The 12,975-nt window shown below is 45.5% G+C and carries 10 protein-coding genes; 1 reads left to right on the top strand and 9 read right to left on the bottom strand.

What is annotated here, in order from left to right; genetic code table 11:
* Window positions 1-204 precede the first annotated feature (204 nt).
* From ACZYR9_RS26550 to ACZYR9_RS26520, 7 genes are all read right to left on the bottom strand, one after another.
* On the bottom strand, window positions 205-768 hold the full coding sequence (locus ACZYR9_RS26550; RefSeq protein WP_488981395.1) for an SLOG family protein: 564 nt from the start codon (window positions 766-768) through the stop codon (window positions 205-207).
* An 18-nt stretch (window positions 769-786) separates the two neighbouring features.
* The gene (gene larA, locus ACZYR9_RS26545) at window positions 787-2,049 is read right to left on the bottom strand and encodes a nickel-dependent lactate racemase (RefSeq protein ID WP_488981394.1); all 1,263 of its coding nucleotides are present in this window, start codon (window positions 2,047-2,049) and stop codon (window positions 787-789) included.
* A gap of 154 nt (window positions 2,050-2,203) precedes the next feature.
* Window positions 2,204-3,283, bottom strand: coding sequence for a 2-keto-3-deoxygluconate permease (locus tag ACZYR9_RS26540; protein WP_488981393.1), 1,080 nt, complete (start codon window positions 3,281-3,283; stop codon window positions 2,204-2,206).
* Between the two features lie 368 nt (window positions 3,284-3,651).
* Window positions 3,652-3,906: a hypothetical protein gene (locus ACZYR9_RS26535; RefSeq protein WP_488981392.1), complete on the bottom strand. Its 255-nt coding sequence runs from the start codon at window positions 3,904-3,906 to the stop codon at window positions 3,652-3,654.
* Between the two features lie 57 nt (window positions 3,907-3,963).
* On the bottom strand, window positions 3,964-5,037 hold the full coding sequence (locus ACZYR9_RS26530; protein WP_488981391.1) for a TRAP transporter substrate-binding protein: 1,074 nt from the start codon (window positions 5,035-5,037) through the stop codon (window positions 3,964-3,966).
* 68 nt (window positions 5,038-5,105) lie between these two features.
* Window positions 5,106-6,401 (bottom strand): hypothetical protein, encoded by a 1,296-nt coding sequence (locus ACZYR9_RS26525; protein ID WP_488981390.1) that lies wholly within the window; start codon window positions 6,399-6,401, stop codon window positions 5,106-5,108.
* A 150-nt stretch (window positions 6,402-6,551) separates the two neighbouring features.
* On the bottom strand, window positions 6,552-7,559 hold the full coding sequence (locus tag ACZYR9_RS26520) for a LacI family DNA-binding transcriptional regulator (protein ID WP_488981389.1): 1,008 nt from the start codon (window positions 7,557-7,559) through the stop codon (window positions 6,552-6,554).
* Window positions 7,560-7,798: 239 nt separating this feature from the next.
* Here ACZYR9_RS26520 and ACZYR9_RS26515 point away from each other — a divergent pair, with 239 nt between their 5' ends.
* Window positions 7,799-8,965, top strand: a complete 1,167-nt coding sequence (locus ACZYR9_RS26515) for a M24 family metallopeptidase (protein WP_488981388.1) — start codon at window positions 7,799-7,801, stop codon at window positions 8,963-8,965.
* A 248-nt stretch (window positions 8,966-9,213) separates the two neighbouring features.
* Here the strand turns inward: ACZYR9_RS26515 and katG are convergent, their stop codons facing one another.
* Both katG and ACZYR9_RS26505 read right to left on the bottom strand, forming a co-directional pair.
* The gene (gene katG / locus ACZYR9_RS26510; protein WP_488981387.1) at window positions 9,214-11,397 is read right to left on the bottom strand and encodes a catalase/peroxidase HPI; all 2,184 of its coding nucleotides are present in this window, start codon (window positions 11,395-11,397) and stop codon (window positions 9,214-9,216) included.
* A gap of 442 nt (window positions 11,398-11,839) precedes the next feature.
* On the bottom strand, window positions 11,840-12,631 hold the full coding sequence (locus ACZYR9_RS26505) for a hypothetical protein (RefSeq protein WP_488981386.1): 792 nt from the start codon (window positions 12,629-12,631) through the stop codon (window positions 11,840-11,842).
* Between the last annotated feature and the right edge of the window lie 344 nt (window positions 12,632-12,975).

The following is a 12,975-nucleotide window of genomic DNA, read 5'->3' as shown; positions in this document are numbered from 1 at the left end:
TTTCGTCGATACGCTTTTACGCACAGATTTCGCCATACGCAAGTATCCTAGCTACGCGGGGACTTGGCTCCTCCCGCGACCGGACTTTCACCGGCTAGAAGATGCGTGCTTAGCTGGGCACGCAAAATGAAAAAGGAGCTTCCTGAAAGCAAGCTCCTCTCCCCCTGTTACTTCCTTATTATACTCCGTTTAGCCGGAACAGCTTTAATACGAATCCGGTATACTCCGCTGTTCTTCATCCGCAATACTCTGAACATCTTCGGCAGTGATGCTCAGATAGCGATAACCGTCGGCCTCCCGTCTTCTGAGCGCTCTTTGTTTGAAATATTTGGGGCTTGCCTCACCGGCATCCTCATCATAGAAGAGCAGAATTCCATCGGATTTTCGGAGCAGCAGGTCGTCTCTGGCCTTTAACTGCCACACGCCGTTATACGGCTGCTTACTCACCGTACCGTAATAATCGACGTCTTTGAGAATGTCCCGGTAATAGTTCTGTTTATCCTCTTTCCACTTTTCCTCTGGATTGAGATACGCCGTGATAATGGATAGCTTTATATGCGGATAACTTTTTTTCAGTCCGATCACGACTTCGCAGGCCCACAAATCGACGCCGTACTGTCCTGGAGTAATCACCCATTCCAATCCCTCATCGATTAAAGGAGCAAGCTTGGCCTCAATCGCTTTTTTAATATAGGCAATGCCTTTATGCTTCTGATCGAAAATGCTGAGTTCATGCGCACGGTAGCCCGTTACGAGTAGGCTTTTCATCAGCGGTTTCCAGGCCCTTTATTCCTCGACATAAGGAATCGTCAATGGACCTAAAGGCAGAACAGCCACCGTCATGTTCGGTCCGTATTTTTGCTTAAGCTCTTCAAGCGTCTGCTCGATATCGCTCGTCGGTTTAAACATCGCTTTGCGGACTTCTTCTTCCGGCAGCGTGGAATACACATAAACATCGGCCCATACCTGGATGACGGCTTGCTTTTGCACCTGCCACTGATCGAACATTTGGAAGCTGCCGTCGTTAATCATATCTAAAATTTCTTGCGGCGTTTTACGCATCTGCAGGATAGCCGCATAATTTCCGTGGTTAGGCAGCCCATCCCGACATTCGGAAGCGGATATAATTGTACCGCCTTCTTTAACGATTTTATGCGCCGCGCTCATCCCTTTGACGGCTTGGTACAAGTTTTGATCCAGAGGGTAGCCTGAGTTCGATGTAATAACAACATCAAACCGCTCGTCGCAGCGAATCATCGCATGCTCTTTGGCGAAGGCACAACCCTGATCATGGGCCTCGAAAAGCTCACCCGCAAATACATTCGTAATCGCTTTCTCGCCGTTCAGTGTAACATTGAGCATAAAATGAGGCTTGCACAGGCGGTTGACTTCTCTGGTCATATCCTGCAGCGGGTTATTCACCATATTCCCCCATGTCGCTAACGGGTCGCCGATCATTCTGGCATTGTGAAAGGTTTGAATGGTCTCAATCCCGGCAATGCCCGGCATAATTCCTTTGGGTCCGCCCGAGAAGCCGGCGAAGAAGTGAGGTTCGATAAAACCCGTTACAATACGGAAATCCGCCTCGACATAATCTTTATTCAGGTATACATCGCAACCGAATTCACTTCTTCCCACGTTGACTAGCGTTTCTTTATCATGACAATGATTGTTCACAATACGGATATTGTCTACAATCCACTCGCCCAGCATCTGCACAAACTCTTCTCTTGTTTGATCCCGGTGGGTACCTGTCCCGTTAATAATTACAAAATTTTGATGGGGGACATGCGACAACTCCTCAATCAGCCAAGGAACCAGCTTGTGATTCGGAGTCGGACGGGTGATATCGCTAATAACAATCGCTACCGTATCCGTCTCTTTAACCATTTCCCTAAGGGGCGGTGTGCCAATCGGATTCCTCAATGCATCTTTAACGGCCTTCTCTTCGTCTTCCAATCCACCCATATGTTGAGGTTCTACGATCACCGAATGGTCCGGCACCTCAATCGTTAAACCTTCGTTTCCATACAAAAGAGTAGTTTTCATCACATTTTTCCTCGCTTCCCAACGTAGTTCTCTTTTTATTTTAACAGGATACAACAGGATAAGAAAAGTTTCATATCAAAAGACCTGCAATCTGCCCAATCAGCCTATGAAAATACCCCTTGGTTCCCCAAGGGGTATTAAAAATCCAAAAAGATTACGCTTCGTCAAGACGTCCGTCGATCCCTTTGCTTTTTTGGTATTTATCCCATAAAATAACCGCGATTGGACAGAATAAAGCAGTCGAAATCGTGGCGATGGATATTTGAGCTGTAGCAATCGGGACAATGTCCGCATAGGCTTTAGCCATTTCAGGGCTCATCGCACCCGATGATGCGGATACGGCAGCTGCGGCAGCGATTGCGGCCGGCGTTCCTGCGGCATTACCAGCCGTACTTGCCTCAGCCCAGCCGGCGATTGTGCTTTTCTCCCGGAATATTTTCAACACGATAACCATACCTAAACCAGTCAATACGGTTGTCATAAGTCCCAAAAGTACTCCTGCACCAACAACTTCCGGATTAAAGAAGTTCATCAAGTTCATTCCCGCACCTAACGCAAAAGCGAAAAACGGTACCGGCAAGGTTTCACCAGGCTTCAAGAATTCACGAATATCCGGGTCGAGGTTACCAATAATCATACCGATTGCTATCGGCAGCAATACCGCGATAAAAGCAATCACAGGGAAGCTGGCTCCCATCAAACCAAGTGCCATCAAGGTAAAGAACGGACCATCGTTAAGGGAAAGAACAGACACGGCTCCGACATCAGAACGGTTACCGTATTGTCCGGTCAAAGCGACATACATGCCCCCATTACCGTTCGTCATAGCTCCGATAATCGCTACCGTTGAAAGCCCTAACAATCCAGTCATAGGATCAAAGAATGTACCCAATAGAAAACCGACAATGACACCGACTGCGTACTTCGTACCAGTTAAAATAATACCTTTTTTAAGAGATCTTCCACCGACTTTGAGATTCATCTGGCTGCCTGCACAAAATAAGAACAATGCAATAAGCGTTAAAGCTCCTGTTTTAAACAGCGCTTCCGCGAAGCCTCCGATTCTCATAAACTCATAGTTTCCGTTGGCAGTGGGAGCTACACCCAGTGCTTTAAGACCCTCCATAACAATTGGAATGTGCATTTGATCAATAGTGTTCAGCAAAGCTCCGAATAACAGCGGGACCACCATAAGTCCCCCTGGAACCTTCTCGATCGTCTTTTTAATTTGCATAATGATTCCCTCCAGTTTAGTAAAAGATGCTTGAAAAAAAACGTTCTGAATGAGGTGATCGCGTTTACATTACAATCAGGAAGTTTCAGGCCATCTAAAGCAGGAATCCACCCTATTTGTAATATTTTTAAACACAATACAGCTCATCGAAAGAAAGAAACCCTCTTTTCATTTCGGATTATACTACTAAATCCACAATAAATACCAGTAAATTAGTTAAATAGTTTAAAAATACAACAATTCTAAATAACGAATACCTTTACCTTATAATGATAGCGCTTCCGAATGATTTAATTATATGACACATCAAAGAATAAATAAATCAGATTTCATTTCCAGGGAAAATGATTTCATGAAAAAAGGACTGCTTAGGTAGCAGTCCCATTCAATCCATATATCCGCCTGCAGTCTTCTTCATTAATTTCCTGAACCTTTGTCCACATCCCATTCCGCATTTCATAATCCGTTCGAGCCTCATTCATTATACGGATTTGGGAACCTTCCATCGCGTCCTTGGGAGCATCCTCCAGGCTTGTAAACCAGTTAGGCTCAAGCTTGAATATCGCCGTCTCTTTCCACCAGGTCCAAACCCGCTGCCAACGTTCATAGGTATGAACATCCATGGTTCCACAACCTCCTGCGAAAAATGCTGCTCTTCATCCTTCTCAACAAAGAAGAATTTACTTCTTTGCAGCCTTTGCTGCCTGAAGCTCTTGCAAAAGCTGCATTCCGTTCGGAGTTTCCTTCAAAATCGCATCGTTTGCTTTTACTGATTCCTGTTTCAAGCCGGACACATCGGTTTCGACGATGGTTACGCCTTTCTCCTTGATCTGCTTAAGAGATTCCTCATAATCTTTTTTGTAATCCACAATGTTAAATGCCAATGCTTCTTTAGCCGCTTCTCTGATGACCTTTTGTTGATTCGGGCTCAATTTGTCAAACTGGATCTTGGACATACCCAAAAAAATCGGCAAATAATGAATCTTGGTCATGTTATAATACTTGGACACCTCAAAAAATTTGTCCTTAATAAATTGATCGGGTGAGGTATCTGCACCATCGACTACTCCTTGCTGCAAGGCTAAATAAATTTCCGAATATGCCATCGGTGTCGGTTGTGTGCCGAGAGCCTCAAATGCTTTGATGTGACCTGGAGCCTGCAAAATTCTCAGCTTCATTCCTTTTAAATCGGCGGCCGTGTTGATAGGTTTATTCGTGAACACGTTACGTTCCAATGAGCTCAGATACCCCAATCCGACAACACCGTGCTGCTCCAGCATATCCAGATATTTTTGACCTACCGGACCGGCCAAGACCTGATTCGATTGCTCCAGACTATCAAATAAATAGGGCAGATCGAACATTTGGAATTCGGCTACAATATTTGTGACATTCCCTGTATTTGAAATTGCCAAAGATTGAGTGCCGGTACGTACAGACTGAAGCATCTTCACATCCCCGCCGAGTTGGGACGCAGGAAATACAGTAATCTTGATGGACCCGTTCGACTTTTGAGAGGCGAGCTCAGCCAGCTTGGCAGCCATCCTCGCATGTGCGCTATCCGCAGCTTGAGAAAAGCCAATATTCAGCTCGACGGTCTGTTCAGGAGCTGCAGACCCTCCTGTTCCTGAAGATGGGGCATTGTCGGCAGCTTGCGTACTTTTTGCCGTCCCTGCATTACCGCTGCATGCGGTCAACATCATCCCGAACGCCATGATTGCTGCCAACCCAGCCGTGAATACGTTTTTCTTCATGGATACAACCTCCCAGGTTATCAATTATTCACATCAGGCACGCACAACATTTTTAGCTTTGTTTCAAATCAGTACCCGCCGGGAAACATCTCATGCCAGTTTTTATGATCCGAATGTCCCTCTTTATCAAACTTGGCCATATAGCTTTGTCTTTTGGCTACCGTAAGGTCAGCCGCCTCTAAAGCCTTCCGGTGATCTCCTCCATGAATTTCTTCAATAATCCAGCGCTGCCCATAGCTTGCGTGAACGACTTCATCCGCCCAGTCGAAATCTTGAAAGGTCGTCATCAAAGGATCCTTCGCAACATCCCGGCAAAATTCCCACTCCTCCCTTTTACCCGGAGGATATTTCATCGCCGCTTTCTCAATTGCTATCGTCAAGTGCGTATAAGCCTCGTCGTCCTCAAATGCGTTGCTGGTCATATCATACCAACCGGTCCAATTCGGCACCGAGTAGATATCATAACCGTGACTGCGCAGCGCTGCTTGGCCGAACCAGGAATGCCTGACCTCGTCCCATAAATGTCTGGCAGTGTCATAATAAAATGCCCAAGGTTTGCCCTTCGTCGTAAAATGAACGTAGGCAACGGCTTCCGCAGGAGACATTTCGAAAAAGCGGGTATACATCATCATCTTGAATCGATCTGCATCCGAATCCGTAAACGGAATTCCCTTTAATTTAATGACCTCGGGCTTGAACCTTTCATCCCTGACGCTGGTTTTCGGTAATGCGAATGGCTTGGAAGCAATCCTAAGCGAGGGATCCAGTGCTTTACGCTCTCCTGTTCCGTTGATCCCCCCGGCAGCATCCAGAAGAGCACGGATGTAGGTTTTCCACTGTTCCGTTTTGTTCCGCTCTTCCGGACTTGCGGCGGACAGCAATTCATTCAAGGCAGATCGTCCATAATGAATCTGTTCTTCCCGATCAAGGATTTGATGGCGCAGTAAATAAATCGTTGGTTCATCGACAATCGGCTGGGCAACTTGCAAGTACTGTTGAATCGCTGCCATCTGCTCAGGCTTGATGACTTCAAACAAGGCGGCAAGCAGATCCAATGCCGTTTCGGAATCGAGAATACGATTAGTCACCTCACGAAGATCCTCATCTGGACATTTTTCAAAGCTGACGGTACTCATCCTAAGCTGCTTGCACCTCGAACGAAGTTGGTCATAATGCAATGCATCCTGCCATATCATTCTTCCAAGCGCGCCTTTCAGCTCATATTCAGGCCGGGCAATCATATGACCGGCTTCAATTCGCATCAACTCCCGATCGATGAACGCAATCCATTGCAGTCTTTTGGCTGATTCCTCAACGGAAATCCCCACTCGATCCCAATTCTCGATATTCATGAACGGATGCATATCGACACCAGCCTTTACTTAATTTTCATTACTTCCATCGTTATGATCCAGAATCATCACAGACTCAATCACCCTTACTGGGCCAATCCTAATCTTAATATCAGGAAAAGATTGCGCTTACATTTCATCCAAGAGAAGATAAGAGCCTCTTTAAAGAATGGCTCTTGTAGAATGTCCAATTTTCAGCAAAGGAAGAACTGGGGTAGGTTTATTAAGCGTTTCTTGTCCGTTAATCAATTTCATGAGAGCATTGGCAATGGTTTCGCCCATTTCATACAGAGGCAATTCCATTGTTGTTAAACGGGGATTCACTAGCCGGGATATGGGAACCCCGTCAAATCCGATAACAGACACGTCCTTTGGGACTTCGAGACCTAGCTCCGTGCATGATTGAATGACTTTTGCGGCCGTCATGTCGTTGTATGCCAAGATCGCTGTTGCATTCCTCTTCATCAGCACCTGTGCGTGTTCATGGATCTGATCATTTCTGGAATCAACCTGTATAATCAAATCTTCGTCTATAGGGATTCCACATTCCTCTAGCGCCTGTTTATATCCTGCTAGACGCTTAAAGCTGCTGTCCGCATGTGGAGGACCAACCAGGATACCGATTTTTCTATGACCGATATCCAGCAAATATTTGGCTGCTGTATATTCGCCGGCTTGAGCATCGACGAGAATGCTGTAAACCCCATCCATTTGCTCCATCTCACGATTTAGCAGCACGACGGGCCACTCATCGGGAATCAGCTTACGCAAATTCACCTCATCCAGACGAGGGCTGCAGAGGATGATGCCATCGACATTATAATTTTGGGCCAGTTGGATACAGGAGACTTCCCGGGAAATGTCTTCATCCGTTGAAAATAAAAGAACGTTAATCTGACTGGCTCGAACGGTTCTTTCAATCCCTCGGATAATTTCGGAGAAAAAAGGGTTGGTAATATCGGGAATTAACAGCGCGATGGTGTTTGTTCTTCGGGTAACCATACTTCGTGCCTGAATACTAGGCTGGTAATCAAGCTCTTCTATAATGCGGAGTACGCGTTTCCGGGTTGAGTCATTGACATCTCCCTTATTATTCAAAACACGGGATATGGTTTGGCGGGATACTCCTGCTTTTTCAGCTACATCATTAATGGTGATCCGACGGCTCAAGCTACCACCTCTTATTTATTGTGAACGTTCACGGTTAGATTTCATTCCTAAAGTACCACCTGATGCTATCAAAAGTCAACCATATTTTTGTAAGCCAAGACCCTTTATTGAAATTATTTTTTATTTTTTCAGAAATTTTAAATTTATATTGACTTATTCTCAGATATTGTCATATATTTTGTACGTGAACGTTCACGGTGAATTTCACAAACGAATCTTATCCAATGGAGGAATGAACAATGGCACTGGAAGTTGTCACAACAGAATTCCAACGTCGTGTGGATCGGACCCGAGCAAAAATGAAAGAAGCCGGCTTGGATGCCCTCTTTATTTATAGCGATGAGTATCATCCCGGTTATTCGATGTATTATACAAACCATAGAACGATTAACTGTATTGAGGAGTCCGCCCACGCCCTTTTCTTTCCACTGGAAGGTGAAATTCATGCTTTTCTCGGCAATTTAAACCGTTTTGCAGCCAAACGTTTTTCCTGGGTAAAGAATGCGCACAATATCTATGAAATGAGAACCGAACTGCCGAAGCTGGTTGAAAGCCTTGGCTATCCGGTCAAAAAAATCGGCGTTGTAGGGGAAGAATTGTTTCCGATTTCATTGTACCGCGAAATGGAAAAAGGATTTGAGGGTATCACGATCGTAGAAGCATCTGACGTTGTTATAAAAGAAAGACTATATAAAAGCAAAAATGAGTTGGATCTTATCCGTGCCGCCGGTAAATTAGCTGATGACAGCATACGCGCCGCATTAGATCAGGTTGAAACCGGAAAAACCGAAATTGAGCTTTCGGCTATCGGTGAATATGTTACCCGCTCACGCGGGGGTGATATCGGTTCTGCTTATCTGGTCGTTTCCGGTCCGCATACCGATCTTCCTACTTGGCGCCCGATGGAGCGTAAAATTGAACGCGGAGATTATGTATGGTTTGATTTTAACCCTTCTGTTCTGGGGTATTGCTCGGATACCGGGATGACGATTGCTATGGATGGAGCCAGCGAGGAACAGATCAGAATTATGAATTTTGCCTATGAAACCAACCGGAGGATGGTCGATTTTATCAAGCCCGGGATGAAAGGCAGCGAGCTGTTCAAAGAAACCCTTAGATTGACCGAGGAAGCTCAATTATCGCAATACTTCATCCCGTACACAAAAGGCATGCGTGCCATTGGCCACGGTGTAGGACTGGAAGTGGTTGAATTTCCGGATTTAGGGCCTACCAGCGAATTTCGTTTTGAGCCGGGCATGGTATTTGGAATCAAGTTTGATTTGCATGGCTTTCCATTCGGAGGAGTACGTGTAGAACCAACGGTTATTATTACTGAACATGGTGCAGAACCCGTTAACGATCTTCTGGGTCTGCGCAAACATTTCGAGAATCGACGCAAAGGATAACTAAGAGATGCTGCCAGTATAATGATTTTCTTTTTTATAAGACCACCTGAATAAATCCACATCGGCTGCGGTATTTGCTCCATAGTTACCCGGCGGAGGATCTGAGCAGGGGGGGATATACGTCATTAAACTGTTAGTTGAATATACAATAATAAAGCAAAGAGCAGTACTTAACAACAAGTACAGCTCTTTGCTTTACATTTTCAGACTATGCTTTTAATGTTTAGAGACTTAAACCGTAGTAATCGTTAATTAAGGTCGAAACGATCTGCATTCATTATCTTTACCCAGGCAGCAATAAAGTCACGCACAAACTTCTCTTTGTTATCGTCTTGAGCATAAACTTCTGCAATGGCACGCAGAACAGAGTTTGAACCGAACACGAGATCAACTGTAGTCGCTGTGCGCAAGACTTCACCTGTCTTGCGGTCGCGTCCTTCGTATACGCCTCCGTCTACTGGCTTCCACTGTATTCCCATGTCAAGCAAGTTAACAAAGAAGTCGTTCGTGAGTGTGCCTACACGATCGGTGAATACGCCATGTTTTGTGCCGCCGAAGTTCGTACCTAAAACACGCATGCCGCCAACAAGTGCAGTCATTTCCGGTGCAGAAAGGTTTAGCAGCTGTGCCTTGTCTACCAGGAGCTCTGCTGGACTTACACTATAGTGCTTCTTCTGGTAGTTGCGGAAACCATCAGCGACCGGCTCTAGCACTGCAAAGCCTTCTACATCGGTTTGCTCTTGAGTTGCATCCCCGCGTCCGGGAGCAAAAGGAACGGTTACATTAAAGCCCGCATCTCGTGCAGCTTTTTCTACTGCGGCACTACCGCCTAGTACAATCAAATCAGCCAAGCTGACTTTCTTTTCCAGATCATCTTGAATGGCTTCCAGTATAGTAAGTACTTTTGTAAGTTGTTGTGGCTGATTTACTTCCCAGTCCTTCTGTGGAACAAGACGGATGCGGGCACCATTCGCGCCGCCACGCATATCAGAGCCACGGAAGGTACTAGCCGAAGCCCAAGCCGTTGTTACCAGTTCGCTGACGGTAAGTCCGGAGTCCAGGATCTTTGTTTTCAGATCTTCTACTTCTGCATCTGTTAATTCATAATCAACAGCTGGTACAGGATCTTGCCAGATCAGAACTTCTTCAGGAACTTCCGGGCCTAGATATCTTGAACGAGGCCCCATGTCACGGTGTAAAAGTTTGAACCACGCACGGGCAAATACATCTGCAAACTCTTCTGGATTCTCATGGAAACGGCGAGATATCTTTTCGTATTCTGGATCCACACGCAATGCCATATCCGCGGTGGTCATCATCGTTTTAACACGAATGGACGAATCTTCTGCGTCCGGTGCAAGATGCTCCTCAGCAGGATTTACAGGAGCCCACTGATGTGCGCCTGCAGGGCTCTTCGTAAGCTCCCATTCATATCCAAACAGTAGATCAAAGAAACCATTATCCCACTGTGTCGGATTCGGAGTCCAAGCACCTTCAATACCGCTGGTGATGGTATCACGACCTTTGCCGGAGCCGTGCGTGCTCAGCCAACCTAAACCTTGTGCTTCAATAGGAGCACCTTCCGGCTCTTGACCGACAAGCGCAGCATCTCCAGCACCGTGTGACTTTCCAAACGTATGTCCGCCGGCCACGAGTGCGACGGTTTCTTCATCGTTCATTCCCATCCGTTTGAAGGTTTCGCGGATGTCGCGAGCACTTGCAAGCGGATCTGGATTGCCGTTCGGACCTTCTGGATTCACATAGATCAGACCCATCTGAACGGCGGCAAGCGGATTCTCAAGCTCGCGATCGCCTGTGTAACGCTTATCCCCCAGCCATTCCGTTTCAACACCCCAGTAAATGTCTTCTTCTGGATGCCAAACGTCCGCCCGTCCGCCACCAAAACCAAATGTCTTGCCGCCCATGGATTCAATAGCAACATTACCTGTTAGAACGATCAAGTCGGCCCAAGAGATCTTGTTGCCATACTTTTGCTTAATCGGCCACAGAAGTCGACGGGCTTTATCGAGGTTGCCGTTGTCAGGCCAGCTGTTAAGGGGAGCAAAACGCTGTGTGCCGGATCCAGCACCACCGCGGCCGTCACCCGTACGGTAAGTGCCTGCGGAGTGCCAAGCCATACGTATAAAAAATGGACCATAATGACCGTAGTCTGCTGGCCACCAATCTTGACTGTTGGTCATTAGATCGCGAAGATCCTGCTTAAGAGCTTGGTAGTCTAACTTTTTGAACTCCTCTGCATAATCAAAATCTTCGCCCATAGGGTTCGATTTTCGGTCATGTTGATGCAGAATGTTTAAGTTCAACTGATTTGGCCACCAGTCCCTGTTTGACGTACCACTAGATTTGTGACTAGTAGCGCTGCCGTGCATTACCGGGCACTTCCCAGCGTTAGCAGTAACCATAGAGTCCATTTTTACCACTCCGTTCAGTTTAAATTAAGTTGCAAATAATAATTGCTATAATCTAACTTTATTACTATTTACTACTTAAATCAACTTCAAATTTTGCATGTTATTTTTTACGCTGTTTTCTTAAGGATTTACGGATGTTAACAGTTGATGTCATGTCCATGTCCTGTCAACGGCCCACGTCCTGGGTGCCTAATAAATCGGGACGATTCGCGGCAGCGTTACCGGCGATCGTGCTTTACCTAACTTATGTCCTCCCAACTTGGACAAGAACCTCGTTACCTGGATGAGAAAGGCTAATAACGAAGGGAACGTGAAAACACGATGAAATATATGAGCCCCGCCATTTCCGGATTTTATCCTAATCCTAGCTTATGATGGGTCGGTGAAGATTATTTCTTGTCACCAGCTCGTTCGCCGTAAGCCGGGACTAACGTAAAGGATGCTACCGATCATGCCAATCCTTGCGCAAAGATTTTGTTATGCGCGAGATGATAAAACCTATGAACAAAAACAAAAAACCGAGAAATCCCGTAATATACGGATATAGGAATGGATAGAAAATGGTTGGCCAGTAGTTGAGTACATCCGATTGGAATCCAACGGCCATCGGTGTGGCAAAATTGGCGAGTCTTGCCCGATAAAGTGGAGATCCTCGGTCCTTATACCAAAAGATTTCCTCCTTCACTGTTCCATCCATCGAAACCAATAAAAGCCGCCATTGCAGCTTTTCCATTAAAAGCGGACTTTCCACGCTATCAATCCTTTGGATTACCGCCATTCGGCTTGTTCCTTCTTTCTTATCCACTAGCTCAACCAAAGCAAGATACCCGTGGTATCGATTGGAGTCGCGGTAATTTGGGCGAATTACAGCTTCGGCCCAATGGGAATAATCAACGCCGTTTATGCTGATGCGTACATTGCCATTCTTCCATTCCTCATCCTTGCCTGTGATCGAATCAGAGAAAGCTATCCGATTACCATGAAAATCAGTTTCATTTGCATAAGCAGACATTCCGGGTTCTTTTGTTGGCACCGGAAGCAATTCATAACTAGTTTCAAAGGAGCAGGAAAAAAAATGCTCCCGAATGTGCAGAAATAGGGATGGTGCCGATAAGAGAAGGAGAAAAAATCCACAGCATAGTAAAAAAACACCGGTTGTTCTACTAATAGCTATCACCTCATGAATACAATATACAGTTTTTCCAAGTGATTGAATCCTCCTTGAAATCACCATTAGAGAATCATACTTTCTTTAAATTACTCAACGAAATTTCAACTTTCATTGTTGCGTGATTCTGCCCGTAAGCGAAATAAAAAAAGCAGTCTGCTGAATCTCCACCCTTTTTCTGAAGTGATTACAAAAATCACTAAGTCTACAACGCATTTTTTCAGACTAATACTTTATTTCTCAATCTATAATTTTACTTTCTATGAACATAAGAAGTTTTATCTTGCTTCTTCGCTATAGTTCGTTGCTGAGGTCTGCTTAATAGGTTGATTGTCAATACTGCTGAGTAAGAACATTACTAGGGCGGGATGAACAATGTGGACCTCCGCAAGCAGTAAGGATAATCTGAT

The sequence above is a fragment of the Paenibacillus sp. F024 genome (assembly GCF_057814255.1).
This window is presented reverse-complemented; position numbering and strand designations above follow the sequence as displayed.